This is a genomic window from Chromohalobacter sp. 296-RDG (assembly GCF_029889885.1).
GTDB lineage: Bacteria > Pseudomonadota > Gammaproteobacteria > Pseudomonadales > Halomonadaceae > Chromohalobacter.
Genome location: NZ_JARANY010000006.1, coordinates 73465 through 93374, shown reverse-complemented (window position 1 = coordinate 93374; position 19910 = coordinate 73465). Strand labels below are relative to the sequence as shown.

Here is a 19910-nt window from a genome sequence, read left to right as displayed (position 1 = left end):
TTACGTCACATTCTTCGGCTGAACACACTAGAGTGTATGCAATACACCCAACACAGATGAAAGTTTCAGAGGCGACGCAGATTGATGAGACGAGAAGACCTCCATGCTCCCGATACAAGAGCTTAGCATCACGCAGGGCATGAAGGGAGCCCACCAGCCGCGTTGTCGTCACATTGCGTTCATCCACGCTTTCTCCACACCAACGAAGGGAACCTGATGCCGTTACCGTCAATTCCGACTCCCTCACGCACGTCGAGACCCGATTGCTGGCAATGGATGGGAGCCTTCATTGGTCTTGTGCTGGCCACTTATCCGATCGTGGCCGCCGATCGCCTCTATCGCGACGATATCTGGCGCAGCATGCATGGCGAACCTGGCTGGACCTCGAATGCGCGCCCTCTTGCCGATGTCGTCATGCTCGCGCTCAATCAGGGCTCGCGTGTCGTCGAGCTGGCTCCACTTCCTTTATGGCTGGGATTGGCCAGCGTCGCGACCATGCTCGTTGCGCTACGTCAGGCCTTTGTAGAATTTAGCGACGGCCATGCCTGGCTTGCGATGATGCTGTTGGTGCTGCAACCCTTCTTCTTGCAGAACCTTTCCTATCAGTTCGATGCTTTGCCCATGGCGCTTGCCGTCAGTTGCGCCGGTCTAGCCCTCGCTGTCGGCCTAAAAGCGTCACCAGGCAAGGGCATCATGCTATCAGTCATCGGCTTATTCACCAGTCTATGCTTCTACCAGGCGGCCGTGAGCGTTTACTTCGTATTACTCGCGTTTCATATGCTGCTCCACCTGGCCACTCATGGCACGCTGCAATGGCGACGCCATGCCGGCGTACTAGCCGCTGGCGCTGTCACGCTCCTAGGGTACAAGATAATCTCGGGTTGGTGGCTGGCTGGCGGTTATAGCCTGTCACATAGCCAGATAGCCGCTCCAGCGACATTGCCCATGCATATCTTGGACAACACCCTGACCTTCTGGCGCTATGCGGCCAGGACACTCGCTGGCGCGCCTGGATGGGGCCTATCAGCCACGGCCCTGATCGCACTGACCGGTCTGATCCTGGGCACCCTCCGTCCTGCACAGGCCAAGCGCCCCCTTGCATGTCCATGGCGGCTCTTGCTTATGTTGGTCATCTTGCTGCTGCTACCGCTTGGCGCGCTGGGTATCATGGCGGCGCTGGAAGACCCTCTCTGGCGTCCGCGCACCTTCATCGGGTTCGGCGCCTTGTGCGCCGGCTCACTGTTCTGTGCAGTGGCTACTTGTGAGCACTACGGATGGCGCCGCTTAGGCGTGTCAATCCTCATTCTCGTGCTGGGAGGCGCCACGGTAATCGCCTATGCCTATGGCAATGCTCAGGGCAGCCAGCAAGCGTTCGAGGAAAGCGTGTCGCGCCAGCTGGTCGACGACCTGCGACGACTCGAGGCGAAAGGTCCCCTCGTCGTCTTCGGCACTCTCCCGCTCAGTAACAGCGCCGACAACACCGTGCATGCATTCCCCGTACTCAAGAAGCTCATGGGGAGCTATCTCGACAATGACTACTGGTGGGGGTATCAAAACCTCTACCGCCTGGGCTTACCCCAACGTTACGAGTTCAATGGCGATCAGGCGCTGCGCGACGCTTTCGCCAACCACTGCACCGCCCTCGAGCCTCTTCTCGAACGTGGCTGGTACACGCTGTACCAATGGCAAGACGCAATCTTCGTGTCCCTGGACGGAGCCTGTCGCCAGGAGACTCGCGACTCATGAGTCGAATTACACAGACATTGCTTGAGCAATGTCAGACAAATGGAGGATGGTAGTTTACTGTTCGCCGGCTAAAATTCGTCCTCACGATGTAATGTTATCGACGCGCCCGTGCGCGTGAAGACTGACGATATGCCAAGTGCATGTCGACGGCCTTCAATCGACACGGCCATGATCCATGAAAGTCCAAGGATGCCCATTCCATGCATGCCCTGACGCTGATCTCGTTTTTGTTCTTCACGGGACTCGTCGCACTGATCACCTGGCTGATCACGCGCCGAGACGACCTACGCAGCACCCGCGGCTATTTCTTGGCCGGCCGTAGCCTGACCTTTCCGCTGATCGCCGGCTCACTGTTGATGACCAACCTCTCCACCGAACAAATGGTGGGGCTCAACGGCTCCGCCTTCACCGATGGCCTGAGTGTCATGGCATGGGAGGTCGTTGCGGTCGTTGCCCTGGTGCTGCTGGCACTCTTCTTTCTGCCCCGCTTCCTGCGTAGCGGGATCGCAACGGTGCCGCAATTGCTGGAGATCCGCTTCGATCACGGCACGCAGTTGATCTGTAACATCATCTTCCTGATCGCCTATGCGGTGATCCTGCTTCCTATCGTGCTGTACTCAGGGGCGATCGGCTTGCAAGGTATGCTCGACCTCCCGGGCCTGACAGGCATCGAATCGAGCAGCTTCCTGCTGTGGGCGACCGTATGGATCGTGGGCCTGATCGGCGCCGTGTATGCGCTCTTCGGGGGGCTGCGGACGGTGGCCGTCTCCGATACACTCAATGGGGTCGGGCTTCTCATCGGCGGCCTCTTGATCGTGTTCTTCGCGCTCAATGCCGTCAGCGATGGCGGAGGCATCCTGGCCGGCTGGGATATCCTCAACGAACAACACCCCGAAATGTTCAATTCGATGGGGCGCGAGGATCAGGCCGTACCGTTCGCCACGCTTTTCACCGGCGTCTTCCTGATCAACCTGTTCTACTGGACCACCAACCAGCAGATCATTCAGCGCACCTTCGGTGCCAAGACCCTTGCCGAAGGCCAGAAAGGCGTTCTGTTGACCGGTTTCTTCAAGCTCCTCGGACCTCTGTACCTCGTACTTCCGGGCATCATCGCGTACCACATGTATGCCGACCAGGGCGTCAAGGCCGATGAAGCCTACGGCCACCTGGTATTCGACGTCCTGCCTCCTTACCTGACCGGCTTTTTCGCTGCCGTGATGGTCGGCGCCATCTTGTCGTCGTTCAACTCGGCGCTCAACAGCACCACGACGCTGTTTAGCCTGGGCATCTACAAAGGCGTCATCAAGAAAGATGCAACGGAAGCGCAGGTGGTTAAATCAGGTAAGATCTTCGGCTGGATCATGGCCATTGCCGCCATGGTCATCGCGCCGCTTCTCGCGGGTCAGGAAAGCCTGTTCGGCTACTTGCAGACGATGAACGCCATTTACTTCATTCCCATCCTGGCCGTGGTCCTAGTGGGGCTGCTCACCAAGCGCGTTCCCGCGATTGCCGCCAAGATAGTCTTGGTCGCAGGCTGCTTGTTGATAGCCGCAGGGTATTTCATACCGCCCTTCAACAAGATTCTCGACGTCACGAGTCAGTACCATTTCGTCGCAGGCGTCTTCGTGCTGCTGATCGCCATCATGCTGATCATCGGCAAGGTCTGCCCACGCGAAACCAAGTGGGTGCACCAGGATGCGGGTGAAGTCGATCTGACGCCCTGGAAAGGCGCCTGGCCCGTCGGCTTGGTGCTCGTCCTGTGCGTCATTGCCATCTATGCTGCATTTGCCGGCTAGACGATCCGGCATCACGCATGACGCAAAAGGCCCGCGCCGTTGATGAGCGCGGGCCTTTTCATGGCCGAGGGACAACAGCATCCTCCAAAACGTAGCGCCGTCATGAAAACGCCCGATCGGTATTGAAGCCGATCGAGCGCCACTCACATGAGGCTGACCAACGCCCCAGGTCTAGTCAGAGAACGGGTTGCGCAGCACGATGGTCTCGTTGCGATCAGGCCCCGTCGAAATGATATCGATCGGCACTCCCGTCTGTTCCTCGAGAAAGCTGATATAAGCGCGTGCATTATTGGGCAGGTCCTCGATGCGCTTGATCCCCAACGTCGACTCACTCCAGCCGGGTAGGTCCTGATAAAGCGGTTCGATGACCTCATAGCCTTCGGAGTCGACGGGGTTATCGATAGTGGCGCCATCCTTGCTGCGATACCCCACGCAAACCCGAATGTTTTCCAGGCCATCGAGCACATCTAGCTTGGTCAGACAGAGCCCGGAGACCGAATTGATCTGTACCGCGTGGCGTAGCGCTACGGCATCGAACCAGCCACAGCGTCGCGCGCGGCCCGTCGTGGCACCGAACTCATGACCTTTCTCCGCCAAGTGGCGGCCGAATTCGTCGAAGATCTCGGTGGGAAACGGCCCCGACCCGACACGCGTGGTGTAGGCCTTGGTAATCCCCAGCACGTAATCAAGATATAGCGGTCCTACGCCCGAGCCCGTCGCCGTACCGCCTGCCGTGGTATTGGAGCTGGTCACATACGGGTAAGTGCCGTGGTCGATATCCAGCAACGACCCCTGTGCCCCTTCGAACAGGATATTGTCGCCGTCCTTACGCATCCGATGTACCAGCGACACGGTATCGCAGACCATCGGGCGCAGTTCCTCGGCCATTGCCATTGCCTGGTCGAGTACCTGCTGAAAGTCCACCGGTGGCTCGTTGTGATACTGCGTCAACACAAAATTGTGGTAGTCGAGCACCTCACCCAGCTTCGACGCGAAACGCTCGCGGTGCAGGATATCGCCGAGACGCAGCCCACGCCGCGCGACCTTGTCCTCGTAGGCCGGCCCGATTCCTCGGCCGGTCGTGCCGATCTTGGCAACACCACGCGCTTTTTCGCGCGCCTGATCGAGACGCACGTGATACGGCAGAATCAGCGGGCAGGCTGGCGACAGACGCAGGCGCTCACGCGCCGGAACGCCCTTGGCTTCCAGCTCGCGGATTTCTTCCATCAGCGCTTCCGGCGAAAGCACTACCCCATTGCCGATCACACAGGTTTTATCGGCACGCAACACCCCGGAGGGGATCAGGTGCAGGACGGTTTTCTCGCCATCGATCACAAGCGTATGGCCGGCATTGTGTCCTCCCTGAAAGCGGACCACCGTGGCGGCGGATTCCGTCAACAGGTCGACAACCTTGCCCTTGCCTTCGTCACCCCACTGGGTGCCCAATACGACTACGTTCTTGCCCATTGCTTTCGTCTCTCGATCAAAGGATCCGCCGATTTACGCGAGCGGTTCGACCCGCCATTCGCCGTTGGTTTCCACTAGCTGCCGATCACAACGCTGTTCACGAGGCCCCACACGCTGCCCTGGCAATGCCTGAATGACGCGCTCACCAGCGGCACGCAGATGCGCAACAGCCTGGGTGAGCGTGGCACGATCATCGGCAGGCGCCCAGATGGCATCACCGCGCGGGCCGCTCTCGGTGAGCGAGGCCAACAGCTTGAGATCCATGGAAAACCCCGTCGCCGGGCGCGCCCGACCGAAGGCGCGTCCTGTGTCGTCGTAGCGACCACCCTTGGCCAAGGCCTGACCGTAACCCGGCACATAAGCCGCAAACACCATCCCCGTGTGGTATTGATACCCGCGTAACTCGGCCAGGTCGATATACACCTCGGCCTGTAGATGATTGTCCGTGACAGCACGGCACAACGCCTGAAGCTCATCCAGTGCCGCCGCGACTGCAGGAGGTGCCCCCGCAAAGACCTCGCGGGCCTGGTCAAGCATTTCCTGGCCCCCGTAAAGACGCGGCAATGTTTGCAGCATCTCGGCCAGCGCGGGGTCACGCACATCCCGCGCGACCAAGGCATCGACGTCGTTGAAGGCCTTGCGCTCGATGGCTTCGAAAAGCGCATACTCGCTTTCCGCATTCAATGCCGACGCGTGCACCAAGGCACGATAGATACCGATATGGCTGAGCGCCAGGTGAGTCTCGCCCGCCCCAGCGACTTCCAGCCCCGTGAGCGCCAGCCGCAAGACCTCAATATCTGCATCCAACCCCGCATGGCCGAAAAGCTCCACCCCCACCTGAGTCGGGCTGCGCCCTCCCTGGTGTTGATCGGCCTTGGCACGCAACACGGTCGAGCAATAGCAAAGTCGTGCCGGCCCATTGCGCTTCAATGAATGCGCATCCATACGCGCCACCTGCGGCGTCACATCCGCGCTGGCGCCCATCATCCGTCCGGAGAGCTGGTCGGTCAGCTTGAACGTCTGCAGATCGAGATCGGTCCCCGTGCCAGTCAAAAGCGAATCGAGAAACTCGACCGTCGGAGGAATCACCAGGTCATAGCCCCAGCGATCATAGAGATCGAGCAACGCACGACGCAGTTGTTCCATGCGCGTCGCCTGAGGCGGAAGTACTTCATCCATGCCGTCGGGAAGCAGCCAGCGGTCAGCGATGGTCATTTTTCGGTCCTGCCAGAAATGAGTGGCGTATTGGCATCGTCGGCTGAGGGCGAGACGACACGAACGCTGACACGTCATGTCGGAGTCGCATACCGAACCCGTCGCGAATTGCCGTAGAGGCATCCATATCCGCTGACAGGCCACAAAAAAACCGGGCAACGCCCGGTGTCAAGAGTCTATCACGTTTGGCCTCCGGATGTACCCCGGACGGATGTACCCCGGACGGATGTACCCCGAACAGCAGTTCCCCCGGAGGCCAGATCGTGACTTATTCGCCGTTGCTACTCGCCTCGCCGTTCGGCGACCGGAAATAACGGAAGAACTCGCTATCCGGACTCAACAACAACATATCGTCGCCCTTGTCGAAGCTGTTCCGATACGCCTGCAGGGAACGATAGAATTCAAAGAAGTCTTCATCCTGCTGATAAGCATTGGCGTAGATCTCTGCCGCCTTGGCATCGCCTTCACCACGCAGTGTCTCGGCCTTCTGGCGAGCGTTAGCTAGCGTCACCTTACGCTCACGATCGGCGCGGGCGCGAATACGCTCAGCCTGCTCCTGCCCCTGGGCACGATACTGACGCGCTTCGGCATTACGCTCGGTGCGCATGCGTTGGAAAACTGCCTGCTGCACTTCCTGAGGCAATTCGACACGCTTGAGGCGAACATCCAATATCGAGATACCCACTTCCTCGCGCAGTCGTTTATCCAACTTCTGCTGAGGCTCTTCGAGCATCTCGTTGCGTTCTTCGCTGATGATCTTGTCCACTTCGCGGCTACCGAAGGCATTGCGCAAGCTTTCATCGACGCGCGGTGCAATGAGGTCCTCGGCACGCGATACCTCACCTCGTGTGGACTGATAATACAGGCTGGGATCGACGACCTGCCACTTGACGTAGGAGTCGACGATCAAGGCATTGCGACGTGCTGTCAGGAAGCGACTTTCGGTGCTTTCCAGCATCTGCACGCGCGCATCGAAGAAGCGCACGGTGTTGAGCACCGGCCACTTCACATGCAGGCCAGGTTCGATATCGGCCTGTACTACCTCACCGAAGCGTAACTTGATGGCACGCTGTTTCTCCGTCACCACATACAGGCTGGAACTGGCGATCCAGGCTCCTACGGCCAGCAATGCGACGATACCCAAGGCACGATTGTTGACCATGATTAACGACCCTCCCGCGAAATTCCGCTCGACTGGCGCTGACCACTGCTATTGTCGCTACCAGAAAGTGGTTCGTTTTGAACCTGCTGGGAGACCGACTCAAGTTCACGTATATCTGGCGAGTCAGCGTCGCTACCGCTACCACTACCGTCGGCGCGAGGCTTACCCAGCTGATCGAGCGGTAGATAAATCATCGAGTTGTTCTGAGAACCAACATCGATCAATGCCTTGCGGTTGTTACCCAACACCTCGCTCACCGTATCCAGGTAGAGACGTTGACGTGTCACGTCCGGCGCCTGCTGGTATTCGCCCAATACGGCCAGGAAGCGGCTGGTCTCACCTTCGGCATCCGATACCACGGTATTACGATAACCAGTGGCTTCCTCGATAAAGCGCTGCGCTTCCCCTTCGGTGCGGGGCTGCAGAGCGTTCTCGTAGGCCCGAGCTTCGTTGATCAAGCGCTGGCGATCTTCTCGTGAGCGAATCACGTCATCCACGGCATCTTGAACCTGCTCCGGTGCCTGAGTGCTTTCCAAGTTGACGGTCTGCAAACGTAACCCTAGCCCATAGGCATCCAGCGATTCCTGAAGCCGCTTGGCAACCTCGGGACCAAGCTCCTCACGACCACTGAGCAACGAATCCGGGACCGGCGGCGTCATGGTGACCACCGGCAATTCGCTGGGATCCTCCACGGTTTCCGGCATATCCGGCACCTGACCGTCTTCATCAATCTGTTTGACTTCTTTGACCTCAGTGGTACTGGTCAATACGTTCTGCATGCCACTCGCACCCACGACATGACGCAACGTAGAGTCGAGCGCGTTGTGCAGACTCTGTTCGGGATCACGCACGTTCAGAACATAATCGCGAGGATTGGCGACCTGATACTGAGCGGAGAGACGCACCGTCACGATATTGGTGTCGCTCGTCAGCATCGAGGCATCCTGCCGGAACGAACGCACCTCAGTAACGTTCACCCTCGTCACTTGATCGACGAAAGTCGGGCTCCAGTGCAGACCGGGATTCACCGTATCGTGATACTTGCCGAAGCGCAGCACCACACCGCGTTCAGACTGATCGATCACATAGAAGCCGGACCCGGCCCAGATGACCAATACGATGATCACCAGCACACCCGGCAGTATGAAGGGATTCCCCTTGCCGCCCGATCCACCGTTGTTGCCATCGCTGCCACGCTTGCCGCGCTTACCCATCAAGCGCCTAAGCTTGTCCTGAAACTTCTTCAGCACCTCGTCGAGATCCGGTGGACCTTGGTTGTTACCACCATTGCCCCCACCGTTACCGCTGCCGCGACGGCCACCGCCGCCGCTCCACGGGTCCTGCTGATTTCCACCACCAGGCTCGTTCCAAGCCATACGTTTTCTCCACTGCATTGATTGCGATGCATCTCGCCAGGGACACCAGTGACGGGCACTGTCAATGGCGCTCCCATTCCGGGCGATCGAGGACTCCCGGCGGCAAATAATGTGCTGCCTTCTCGCCGAGACGGGCCATCAACTGAAAGAAATCGCGTCTGGGCAGACGGATATCCAGCAGGATTCGGCCCTGCTCGTCAAATTGTTCTTGCTGCACGGCATTCAACGCATGCAGCGATGCCCGCAATCTTCCCTGATCGGGCTCCAGCGTCAGACTCGTCTCGAGTAGCTCTCCAGCCAGCAGCTCGCCGAGTGCTTGATGCAGCAACTCAAAGCCACGTGCATCACGCGCCGATAGCCACACGATCTGCGGACGCCCGTGTCCGTCACGCTCAAGACGTGGGGCGCTGTCCAATATGTCGATCTTGTTCATGACCAGCAGCTGCGGCACCTCGGAGGCCCCGATTTCTTCGAGCACTTCATCGACCTGCGCCGCGTTGAAATCGCGATCCGGATCAGCCGCATCGATGATATGTACCAACAACGAGGCTTCTGTCGCTTCTTGCAAGGTGGCACGGAATGCCTCCACAAGCTTGTGCGGCAGATGGCGGATGAAACCCACGGTATCAGCCATGACCACCGGCCCGACATCTTCTACATCGATACGACGCAGCGTCGGGTCGAGCGTGGCGAAAAGCTGGTCGGCGGCGTACACATCTGACTGGGTCAAGCCATTGAAAAGCGTCGACTTGCCGGCATTGGTATAACCCACCAGGGAAACGCTGGGGATCTCAGCACGCGCCCGCGCACGGCGATTCTGATCGCGCTGTGTGCGAACTTTCTCCAACCGCTTGTGAATCGCCTTGATACGCCCACCCAACAAGCGGCGGTCGGTCTCGAGCTGCGTTTCCCCCGGGCCGCGCAATCCGATCCCGCCCCTCTGGCGCTCCAGGTGGGTCCAGCCACGCACCAGGCGCGTCGACATGTACTCCAGCTGTGCCAACTCGACCTGAAGCTTACCTTCATGCGTACGCGCGCGTTGCGCGAATATATCCAGAATCAAACCTATGCGATCCAGCACGCGACTTTTCAGGGCGCGCTCCAGATTGCGCTCCTGCGAAGGCGACAAGGCATGGTTGAACATGACGACTTCGGCGCCGTGCAGTTCGCGTATCTCGCGAATCTCCTCCAGCTTGCCGCTGCCGATAAATGTCTTGGGATCGGGGCGACGCCGGCTACCCTCGATGAGGGTCGCCGGTGTCACACCCGAGGAACGCACCAGCTCCAGGAATTCTCCCGGGTCTTCACGCTCCTGTTCGTCGTGGAAATCCACATGGACGAGAACCGCCGTTTCACCGGCGTCGGGACGTTCGAAAAACAATCAGCGCCTCTCGATCAAACGTCTTCTTCCGCCGGAGCATTCGGATCCTGGACGGGAAGACGCACGCTGCGGGATGGCACGACAGTGGAAATGGCGTGCTTGTACACCATCTGGCTGACGGTATTGCGCAGCAGGATGACGAATTGATCGAAAGACTCGACCTGCCCCTGCAATTTAATACCGTTCACCAAAAAGATGGAGACCGGAATGCGCTCCTTGCGCAGAATGTTCAAGTACGGATCTTGAAGGGACTGTCCTTTGGACATTTTGCTCTCCCTAACTTCTCGCTGTGGTTTATGGTCGTTTTCGAAGGGTCACAGCCGCCATTCGCGTTGCCACCGCCGTTCGCGGCGCTACTCGCCAGGCGTTGTCGTGACCGGTCATCTTACGCTAAGTGCCGCTTCCGCGCACGATTTTCAATACCTGCTCGTGAATATCGCTTGACTCGCTATCGACCCACCGCACGCCCTGCCAATTGCGCAGCCAGGTCAACTGGCGCTTGGCGAGTTGCCGCGTCGCTGCCATGCCTCGTTCGCGCATCGTGATCTCATCGGTCTCACCATCCAGATGCTCCCACATCTGACGGTAGCCGACACAGCGAATTGCGGGGAACCCGCGATGCAAATCGCCACGCGCCCTGAGAGCGGCGACTTCCTCGCGGAAACCTCCCGCCAACATGCCTTCGAAGCGCTGCGCGATACGTTCATGCAGCACCCGGCGTTCGGTAGGCGCCAGCGCTATGGACACGAGACGCCAGGGAAAGGTTTCACGGGGCTGCTCGGCCCAGAGTTCGCCTAGTGCCCGACCGGTGAGGCGATATACCTCTAGCGCCCGCAACAGGCGCTGCCGGTTGTGCGGGTGGATAGCGCTTGCGGCAATCGGGTCGACCTGCGCGAGCTCTGCATGCAGCACCTCCAGCCCTTCGCGCTCGGCACGCAGGGCCAGCTCATCACGCAACGCAACGTCGCGAGCAGGCAGTTCCGCTACGCCATCGATCAAACGCTTGATGTACATCATGGTGCCACCCACGAGGATGGGTATACGCCCCTGCGACGAGATGTCGCGCATTTCAGCCAAGGCGTCCTCGCGGAATTCAGCGGCGGAGTACGTGTCGGCGGGATCGCGAATGTCGATCAGACGATGCGGTGCACGCTCCAACTCCTCCGCCGAAGGTTTCGCGGTACCGATGTCCATGCCGCGATAGATCATCGCCGAGTCGACACTGATCAGTTCGCCACCCAGGCGCTCGCGCAAGGCGATGGCCGAATCGGTCTTGCCGGCCGCCGTCGGGCCCATCAAGAGGATGGCCAGTGGCCGCGTATCGTTCATCGAAAATCCTGAAAACGGTCAATGACCACTTACTGGCCACGAAGGAAGAGCTTATCGAGCTCGTGCATCGACATCTCGGTCCAGGTCGGTCGCCCATGATTGCACTGCCCGCTACGCTCAGTACGTTCCATGTCGCGTAGCAAGGCATTCATCTCGGGCACTGTCAGCCGGCGATTGGCCCGCACGCTGCCATGGCAAGACATGCTAGCAAGCAATTCATTGATATGCGCTTCGACTCTGTCCGACTGCCCGAAACGCTCAAGATCACCCAGCATGCCATGAATCAGCGATTCGACATCGGCATCGTCGAGCAGCACAGGCACCCGGCGCACGAGGAGTGTTTCCGGGCCGGCGACGTCCAGCTCCACGCCCAGGCGCTCGAACGTCTCATGCTCGCGCTCGGCGGTTTCCACCTCGCGCGTGCTGACCGCCAGCGATATCGGCACCAGCAGCGGCTGTGTCTGCAACTGCCCCAGGGCCTGCCCATCACCATGCACTTGTTGCTTCATGCGCTCGTAGGTAATGCGCTCGTGCGCGGCATGCATGTCGACCACGACCAGTCCACGTGCAGTCTGCGAGAGGATATAGACACCATGCAACTGCGCCACCGCATACCCCAATGGCGGTGCTTGGGTCGCATCGGCCTCGGGCATCACCCGCGCCTGGACGTCGGGCTCATGTGTCGCCGGCACCTCGGGCTCGGTGCGCTGCGACTGCGGCGTCAGCAGCTGTTCTTCATGCTCGGGATGCAGTGCCTGGTAACCGGCCATGAACTCGCGCACGCGATGGGCCGCGGGACGTTCCTGATCGGCGCCGAGCGCCATGCCCTGCTGTTGCCAGCGCGGCTGCTCGTCGACCGCAGCCGCCGATGCTCCCGATGCCGGCGCTTCGGCTCCAGCGCTCGCGGTGACCGCGCCTGGCGAAGTAGTCGCGTCTGGCGAGGCGGCCTCGTTGGGACGAACATCGGCCAGCGCACGGTGCAGGCTCGAAAACAGGAAATCGTGCACCAAGCGCCCATCACGAAAGCGGACTTCATGCTTGGTGGGATGCACGTTGACATCGACCACGTGCGGATCGAGCTCCAGATAGAGCACGAAAACCGGGTGACGACCGTGAAACAGCACATCGCGATAGGCCTGACGCACGGCATGAGCGACCAGACGATCACGCACCACGCGGCCATTGACGAAGAAGTACTGCTGGTCCGCCTGCGCCCGGGAATGCGTCGGCAGCCCGACCCAGCCCCACAGGCGCAAACCAGTCGCCTCGATATCCACATGCAAAGCATTCTCGAGGAAATTGCGACCCAGTAACGCCCCGACGCGCTTCTCCATCGCCGCCGGCTCATCGCCCGCTCGCAACTGATGCACGACCTTCTGATTGTGGCGCAGCACCCAGGCGATATCGTAGCGTGATAGCACCAGCCGCCGAAACGTCTCTTCGACATGGCCGAACTCTGTCTTCTCGGTACGCAGAAACTTGCGGCGCGCAGGGGTGTTGAAGAACAGGTCGCGCACCACGACCGAGCTACCACGCGGATGTGGCGCAGGACTTACCCGGGGCTCCATCTGGCGACCTTCGGCGACCACGCGCCAACCCTCGCTCGTCTCATCCTGCGTATTGGACACCAACTCGAGCCGCGAGACCGAGCTGATCGAGGCCAGTGCCTCGCCGCGAAAGCCGAGGCTATCCACGCCTTCGAGATCGTCCAGTGAGGCGATTTTGCTGGTGGCATGCCGCGACAGCGCCAGCGGTAGATCTTCCTCGGCGATGCCCCGCCCATCGTCACGCACCCGAATCAAGCGAGCGCCGCCGGCCTCGAGATCAATTTCGATGCGCTGGCTGCCGGCATCGATGGCGTTCTCGGCCAGCTCTTTCAATACCGAAGCCGGTCGCTCGACGACCTCGCCGGCCGCAATCTGGTTGGAGAGCCGGGGGTCAAGGATATGAATGCGTCGGGATTCAGTCATAATCACCATTATGCCTCGCGCATAGGAGGCACGTCATGTCCACGCTCACGAATGAGGTATCTTCAACACTTGACCCACGCGCAGGATATCGCCGCTAAGATCATTGGCCCGCTTGAGAGCCAACATCGTCACATCATGACGTGCCGCCACCTGAGACAAGGTATCGCCCTTTTGCACGCGATATTCGCCGGGCCCACCGCCACGCCCTTGGTCACGCTGCCAGGCCAACAGGCTGCTGGGCGGTGGATGGTGGCGAAAATGCGCGATGATGCCATCGCCGATGGCATCCGCAACCTGCTCTTGAAACGCCGACGAGCGCAGCTTCTTTTCTTCGCTTGGATTGGAGATAAACCCGGTTTCGACCAGCAATGACGGGATATCAGGTGATTTTAGCACCACGAAGCCCGCCTGCTCGACTTGCGAGCGATGCAGATGATTGATACGCCCCAGTTTATCGAGCACCTGTCCGCCGACACTTAGTGAGTCATTCATCGTCGCGGTCATGGTCAAGTCGAGCAATACACCGCGCAGCACCTCGTCCTTGTCAGATAGATCGAGATTACCATCGACACCGCCAATCAGGTCGGAACGGTTTTCTGTCTCGGCCAGCCACCGCGCACTCTCCGAGGTAGCCCCATTCTTGGACAACGCATAGACGGAGCTGCCAGTGGGCCCTCGGCTCTTGACGGCATCAGCGTGCACCGAGACGAAGAAATCGGCTTTCTGCTCGCGTGCCAGCAACGTCCTCTTGCGAAGGCCCACATAGTAATCGCTGTCGCGTGTCAAGAAGGCCTTGAAGCCTGGCGTGGCATCAAAGTGTGCCTTGACCTTGCGTGCAATGGCCAATACGACATCCTTCTCGCGTGTGCCGCTCGGCCCGGTCGCGCCCGGGTCTTCGCCCCCGTGACCGGGATCAACGGCCACGATGATATCGCGCTTGGGATGAGGTTTCGCCTGGCTGTCGCGCTTGGCCAACGCCGCGCTCGGCGACCTCCCTTCGGCCTCGGCCTGCCTCAGCTCTCGCTCGGCATCCATCTCCTGGTCGCGGATCATGGCCGCAATGGGATCGACGGGCTCGTCCAGCGCGCCCTCGCCCGGGTAGTCGAGATCGACCACGAGGCGATAGCCATACTGATCGGTGGGCGGCAACAAGAAGTGGTGGGGCTCTATCTTCCGATTGAGATCGAAGACCACACGCAGGTCATCGCCATTGCGCCTCCCGGTGCGCAACGCATCTATCGCACTGTCTCCCGGATCGACATCGTCCGGGTCGAAGGCCAGTTGCGTATCTTTCAAATCAACGACCAGTCGGCGTGGACCGTCGAGCTTGAACACGGAGCTTTCCACTTCGTCAGACAAATCGAAGACCACGCGCACATGATCGGGCGCCGCCCAGAGACGGATATTGTCGACGTCGGCGGCCTGCGCAGGCACCACATGCCATATCGCGAGCATCATCAGCACGACAAGGCTGATGAGATGCCGGGCGGCATTCACATGGCATCGCGTCTGCCAGGGCTTTTCATAAAACGGCATCAAGCGTCGTCTTCCTTGTCCTGACGAGTGGCGTTTAGTGCGGCGGTGACGGCCTGGCCATGCGAGGTAAGCCCTTCGAGCGTGACGTGGCGGCCTTCGCCTTCCAGGGCCAGGCGTACCACGAGATCGGCCCGAGGCAGCCATCCAGCGCCTCGGGAAGGCCATTCGATGAGGCTCAAGCCGTCCTCACCAAGCATATCGCGTGCGCCCATGAATTCGAGCTCTTCGGGATCGCCCAATCGGTAGAGATCGAAATGATAGAGACAACGCCCGTCCAGCATGTATGGCTCTACCAATGTATAAGTGGGGCTCTTGACGGCCCCCTCGTGGCCATAAGCACGCAAGATGCCGCGCGTCAGCGTCGTCTTGCCGGCACCCAGCTCACCCTCGAGGTGTACTTGGCCGTGACCATTCAGGGCATGCCCTAGCGCTTCACCGAAAGCGACATGAGCTGTTTCGTTGGGCAGAAAGCGTTGCATCTATCGTGGTATCTCGCGTTATCGCTGGGCATCAAAGGGGCGTGGATTGGCAATCGCGCGCACATAGGATGCCAGATCCGTGGCAACCAGACCACGCTCGCCCCCATCTTGCGCCGCCGCATCAGCGGCCAGGGCATGCAGCAGAACACCATGCCGCGCCGCTTCGCCCGATGTATGGCCCTGTGCCAACAACGCCCCGACGATCCCGGCGAGCACATCGCCCATTCCGCCACTCGCCATCCCGGGATTACCGTACGGACACACGGCGATGCCGTTCGCGTCGGCGACCAGGGTACCCGCCCCCTTGAGCACCACACTCCCGCCATAGCGCTCATGCAACGCCAATGCCGCCGCACGCCGGTCGGCCTGAATCTCGGCGCCGGACACTCCCAGCAAACGTGCGGCTTCACCGGGATGCGGGGTCAGTACCCAGTCATCTCGGCGTTTGGTCGCTTCTTCGGCCAACCAGTTGAGTGCATCAGCGTCGAGCACGCTGGGTACGCCTGCGGCGAGCGCCGCTTGCCACAGTGCGTGCCCCCAAGCCTGACGCCCGAGACCCGGTCCGACCACCAAGGCATTGGCTTGGTCGAGCAGCTCGCGGATATCTTCGGCCTTTTCCACGCCACGCGCCATGACCTCCGGGCTGCGCACCAGGCTTGCCGCAACATGCGAGGTATCGGTCGCCAAACTGACCTTTCCCGCCCCGCTACGCAGCGCGGCCTCGCTGGCCATCAACGCCGCGCCCCCAAAACCGGCGCTACCGCCGATCATCAGCACATGCCCCAAGTCGCCCTTGTGGCTACCTCGTGGCCGAGGCGGGAAAGCCTGTTGCAGCATGTCGGCCGCCTGTAGCTCGCCCAGTGGCACGAGATCATCATGTCCTTGAGGCGTTATTCCAAGCGTCTCGACATGCAGCTCGCCGACATGATCCGCGCTAGCGCCAGTATGCAAGCCAAATTTATCGGCGATGAAGGTGACGGTCAGACTGGCTTTTACCGCCACACCACCGATACTCCCGGTCTGTGCCGATAGCCCCGAAGGCACATCCACCGCTAGTACCGGACGTGGCGATGCATTGAGCGTCTCGATGGCACTACGCAGCGGTTCGCGTACCTCACCGGTCGCGCCGGTTCCCAATAGCGCGTCGATCACAACATCGCCGTTGATCACCGTCTCGGGCCGCCATTCGATGACATCCAGCCCCGCCTGCCAGGCCATTTCGTAAGCACGCGCCGCGTCGCCGCTCAGCGTCGCGGAATCGCGCAAGGCGATGAGCTGCACGTCGAGGCCGTCGCCCGCCGCCAGCGCCGCCATCACATAGCCATCGCCGGCGTTATTGCCACTGCCACACAAGATGCTCAAACGATGCGCTTCCGGCCAGCGCGAGCGCAGGGCAGCATAGGCTGCCTGCGCGGCGCACTGCATCAATTCGAACCCAGCCACCCCCTCGGCCATGAGGCGCCGATCCAGCGCCTGAACCTGATCGGCACCATACAAGGGATGCGGCGCTCTGCATGTCGTTATCATGACTCTCTCCTGTCTCCTGCTCGCCGACGACAAGCATTTATTCCACGTAACGATTGCGCTAGGGTGGCGCCCTCGCTTCACGAGGGTCTCGTCATGTCCTCATCTTCGCCCATCGATTACGCCGCGCTGGCCGACCGCATCCATACGTGGGGACGCGAACTCGGCTTCCAGCAGGTCGGCATCACCGACACCGACCTCGAGGCGCATGAGCGCTATCTCGAGCGTTGGCTCGCGGCCGGCTACCACGGCGAAATGCACTTCATGGCCAAACACGGCCACAAGCGCACGCGGCCTGAAGAACTCATACCCGGCACCATGCGCGTCATCAGCGTGCGCATGGACTACCTGCCCCCCGAGGTGGAAACCACCAAGGTGCTCGGACAACCCGAGCGCGCCTATGTTTCACGCTATGCGCTGGGACGCGATTACCACAAGCTGATTCGTAAGCGTCTAGCCACCCTGGCCAAATACATAGAGGACGAAGCCGGCGCGTACGGCTACCGGGCCTTCGTCGATTCGGCCCCGGTCATGGAACGTGCCCTGGCGCAGAAAGCCGGCCTCGGCTGGTTCGGCAAGAATGCCATGCTGCTCAACCCCCAGGCCGGTTCACTGTTCTTTCTCGGCGAGCTATACACCGACCTGCCGCTACCGATGGACGCTCCCTTCGAGAGCGAGCATTGCGGGAAGTGCTCACGCTGTCAGACGGCTTGTCCGACAGGCGCCATTGTCGACGACAAGGTCATCGACTCGCGGCGCTGCATCTCGTATCTAACCATCGAGCTCGCCGGTTCGATTCCCGAAGAATACCGCAAAGCGATGGGCAACCGAGTCTACGGCTGCGACGACTGCCAACTGGTGTGTCCCTTTACAAGTTTCACGCGCGCCTCGCAGGAAGAAGACTTCGCGCCACGCCATGACCTCGACCGCGCCTCACTGATCCGACTCTTCGCCTGGAGCGAGGAAGAGTTCCTGATGCGCACCGAAGGTAGCGCGATTCGTCGCATCGGCTATGAGCGCTGGCTGCGCAATCTGGCCGTCGGTCTGGGCAACGCACCCTGGAGCGAGCGCGTCGAGGGCGCCTTGCGTGCGCGCCTGGCCTACCCTTCCGATCTGGTCCGCGAACACGTGCGCTGGGGACTCGAGCAGCAGCGCCAAAAGCGCGAGCAATTGATCGTCAGTCAGGTCGAGGTCTAGCTAGCAGCCTGCTCAGACGCGCAGAAATGTCTTGCGATAATGCGCCAGCTCGGCCAGCGATTCGCGGATGTCATCCAGCGCCTGGTGCGTATTGCGCTTCTCGAAGCCTGCCAGGGCCTGCGGGTTCCAGCGTTTGGCCAGTTCCTTGAGCGTCGACACATCGAGATTGCGGTAGTGGAAGAACTCGGCCAGTTCGGGCATTTCCCGCCGCATGAAACGACGATCCTGGTGCACGCTGTTACCGCACATGGGTGAGCTGTTGGGCGTCACATACGCCTTGAGAAACGCCAGCGTCTGGCGCTCGGCCTCGGCGGTATCGATGCGACTCTCGCGGACGCGTTGCGTCAGCCCCGAGTCGCCATGCGTGCGTGTATTCCACTCGTCCATCGCGTCGAGCAGATTGTCCGGCTGATGCACCGCGAGCACCGGCCCTTCGGCAATCAGGTTCAGATCGCTATCGGTGATCAAAGTTGCCACCTCGATGATGCGCTCACGAGCAGGGTCGAGCCCGGTCATTTCCAGGTCGATCCAGATCAGCAGGTCGTTACGCGGAGCTTGCGGTGTGTCACTTGCCATAGGGGTCTCCATCGGGGCGCCATTGCCTAAGCCCAGGCCTAGGGACAGCATGGCGCTATGAACGCTATAATGACTGCCATTGTACCCTGTCCCGAGAGCGCATGAGCAAACGCAAACTCAGCCGCCAGCAACGTTGGCGGGTCGAAAAGATTCAAGCCCAGCGCGCCGAGCGTGCCCAACGCCGAACCCAGCGCGACGACACCGCACTCGAGGCCGGCGATTATGGCCCTGAGCTCTTGGGACGTGTCACCGCACATTTCGGACGCACGCTGGAAGTGGAGGCCGAGGACGAACACGGCGGTCTTCAGCGTCACCGTTGCCATCTGCGCGCCAACCTCGAGGGCCTGGTCACCGGCGATAACGTGGTATGGCGTACAGCGAGCGACGGCAGTGGCGTGGTCGTGGCGCGCCAGCCGCGTCATAGCGTGCTCGAGCGTCCCGACGCGCGTGGCCAGCTCAAGCCCGTGGCCGCCAATATCGCGCAGATCCTGATCGTCTTCGCCGTGGAGCCCGCTCCCCACCCCAATCTCATCGATCGCTATCTCGTCGCCGCCGAGGCCACTAGTATTGCCCCGGTGCTGGTGCTCAACAAGACCGATCTGCTGCCCGACGAGGGCGGTGAATTGCGCACGTTGCTGGCACGCTATCGCGGGCTAGGATATCGCGTGGTCAGCGCCTCCACGCAGTGCGAGGACGGTCTCGAGACCCTGCATGCCTGTCTCACCGAACGTACCTCAGTGTTCGTGGGCCAGAGCGGGGTTGGCAAGTCATCCTTGATCGACCGCCTGCTGCCCGATAGGCAACTGCGCGTCGGTGCACTCTCGGTAGATTCACGCAAGGGCACACACACCACGACCACGGCCACGCTCTATCATCTACCGGCGGGCGGCGAACTGATCGACTCGCCGGGCATTCGCGAATTCGGACTCAGCCATCTTGACGAGCGCGACGTGGAACGCGGGTTCATCGAATTTCAGCCCTACCTGGGCCACTGCCGTTTCCGCGATTGTCATCATCGCCAGGAGCCGGGATGTGCCTTGCGTGAAGCCGTGGAACGCGGCGATATTCTCGCTTCACGGTTCGATAGCTACCGACACATCGTCGATAGCCTGGAACTCGACCGCTCTCCATGAAGAACGCCTCATGAAGAACGCCT

16 protein-coding genes are annotated in these 19910 nt (G+C 60.6%); 4 read left to right on the top strand and 12 right to left on the bottom strand.

Translation table 11 applies throughout. The features are described from left to right. The first annotated feature begins 216 nt into the window (after window positions 1-216). On the top strand, window positions 217-1746 hold the full coding sequence (locus tag OP495_RS04420; RefSeq protein ID WP_280561548.1) for a glucosyltransferase domain-containing protein: 1530 nt from the start codon (window positions 217-219) through the stop codon (window positions 1744-1746). Between the two features lie 200 nt (window positions 1747-1946). Then, entirely contained in the window at window positions 1947-3542 is a 1596-nt protein-coding gene (locus OP495_RS04415; protein ID WP_280561549.1) for a solute:sodium symporter family transporter, read from the top strand. Between the two features lie 171 nt (window positions 3543-3713). Here the strand turns inward: OP495_RS04415 and OP495_RS04410 are convergent, their stop codons facing one another. From OP495_RS04410 to OP495_RS04360, 11 genes are all read right to left on the bottom strand, one after another. Next, window positions 3714-5009, bottom strand: a complete 1296-nt coding sequence (locus OP495_RS04410) for an adenylosuccinate synthase (protein WP_280561550.1) — start codon at window positions 5007-5009, stop codon at window positions 3714-3716. Between the two features lie 33 nt (window positions 5010-5042). Further along, a complete protein-coding gene (locus OP495_RS04405; RefSeq protein WP_280567494.1) occupies window positions 5043-6224 on the bottom strand; it encodes an ATP phosphoribosyltransferase regulatory subunit in 1182 nt (393 codons plus the stop codon). Between the two features lie 268 nt (window positions 6225-6492). Then, on the bottom strand, window positions 6493-7386 hold the full coding sequence (gene hflC / locus OP495_RS04400; protein WP_280567492.1) for a protease modulator HflC: 894 nt from the start codon (window positions 7384-7386) through the stop codon (window positions 6493-6495). A 2-nt stretch (window positions 7387-7388) separates the two neighbouring features. Further along, window positions 7389-8762 carry an FtsH protease activity modulator HflK gene (hflK, locus tag OP495_RS04395; protein WP_280567489.1) on the bottom strand — a complete coding sequence of 458 codons (1374 nt, stop codon included), beginning with the start codon at window positions 8760-8762 and terminating at the stop codon, window positions 7389-7391. Window positions 8763-8823: 61 nt separating this feature from the next. Further along, window positions 8824-10143 carry a ribosome rescue GTPase HflX gene (hflX, locus tag OP495_RS04390; RefSeq protein ID WP_280561556.1) on the bottom strand — a complete coding sequence of 440 codons (1320 nt, stop codon included), beginning with the start codon at window positions 10141-10143 and terminating at the stop codon, window positions 8824-8826. Window positions 10144-10157: 14 nt separating this feature from the next. Beyond that, entirely contained in the window at window positions 10158-10409 is a 252-nt protein-coding gene (gene hfq / locus OP495_RS04385) for an RNA chaperone Hfq (RefSeq protein WP_280561557.1), read from the bottom strand. 124 nt (window positions 10410-10533) lie between these two features. Beyond that, complete coding sequence (gene miaA, locus OP495_RS04380) at window positions 10534-11472, bottom strand: tRNA (adenosine(37)-N6)-dimethylallyltransferase MiaA (RefSeq protein ID WP_280567486.1); 939 nt, start codon at window positions 11470-11472, stop codon at window positions 10534-10536. Between the two features lie 29 nt (window positions 11473-11501). After that, on the bottom strand, window positions 11502-13442 hold the full coding sequence (gene mutL / locus OP495_RS04375) for a DNA mismatch repair endonuclease MutL (RefSeq protein WP_280567511.1): 1941 nt from the start codon (window positions 13440-13442) through the stop codon (window positions 11502-11504). 45 nt (window positions 13443-13487) lie between these two features. After that, window positions 13488-14900, bottom strand: a complete 1413-nt coding sequence (locus OP495_RS04370) for an N-acetylmuramoyl-L-alanine amidase (protein WP_280567510.1) — start codon at window positions 14898-14900, stop codon at window positions 13488-13490. Window positions 14901-14977: 77 nt separating this feature from the next. Beyond that, complete coding sequence (gene tsaE / locus OP495_RS04365) at window positions 14978-15457, bottom strand: tRNA (adenosine(37)-N6)-threonylcarbamoyltransferase complex ATPase subunit type 1 TsaE (RefSeq protein ID WP_280567483.1); 480 nt, start codon at window positions 15455-15457, stop codon at window positions 14978-14980. Between the two features lie 18 nt (window positions 15458-15475). Next, window positions 15476-16984 carry an NAD(P)H-hydrate dehydratase gene (locus tag OP495_RS04360; protein WP_280567480.1) on the bottom strand — a complete coding sequence of 503 codons (1509 nt, stop codon included), beginning with the start codon at window positions 16982-16984 and terminating at the stop codon, window positions 15476-15478. A 93-nt stretch (window positions 16985-17077) separates the two neighbouring features. On the opposite strand from OP495_RS04360, the gene queG reads away from it, so the two are divergent. Next, entirely contained in the window at window positions 17078-18178 is a 1101-nt protein-coding gene (gene queG, locus OP495_RS04355; protein WP_280567477.1) for a tRNA epoxyqueuosine(34) reductase QueG, read from the top strand. A 12-nt stretch (window positions 18179-18190) separates the two neighbouring features. On the opposite strand, the gene orn is transcribed toward queG, so the two are convergent. Next, entirely contained in the window at window positions 18191-18754 is a 564-nt protein-coding gene (gene orn, locus OP495_RS04350) for an oligoribonuclease (protein WP_280567475.1), read from the bottom strand. A 101-nt stretch (window positions 18755-18855) separates the two neighbouring features. Between orn and rsgA the strand changes: the two genes are divergently transcribed. After that, window positions 18856-19887, top strand: a complete 1032-nt coding sequence (gene rsgA / locus OP495_RS04345) for a small ribosomal subunit biogenesis GTPase RsgA (protein WP_280567474.1) — start codon at window positions 18856-18858, stop codon at window positions 19885-19887. Window positions 19888-19910 lie beyond the last annotated feature (23 nt).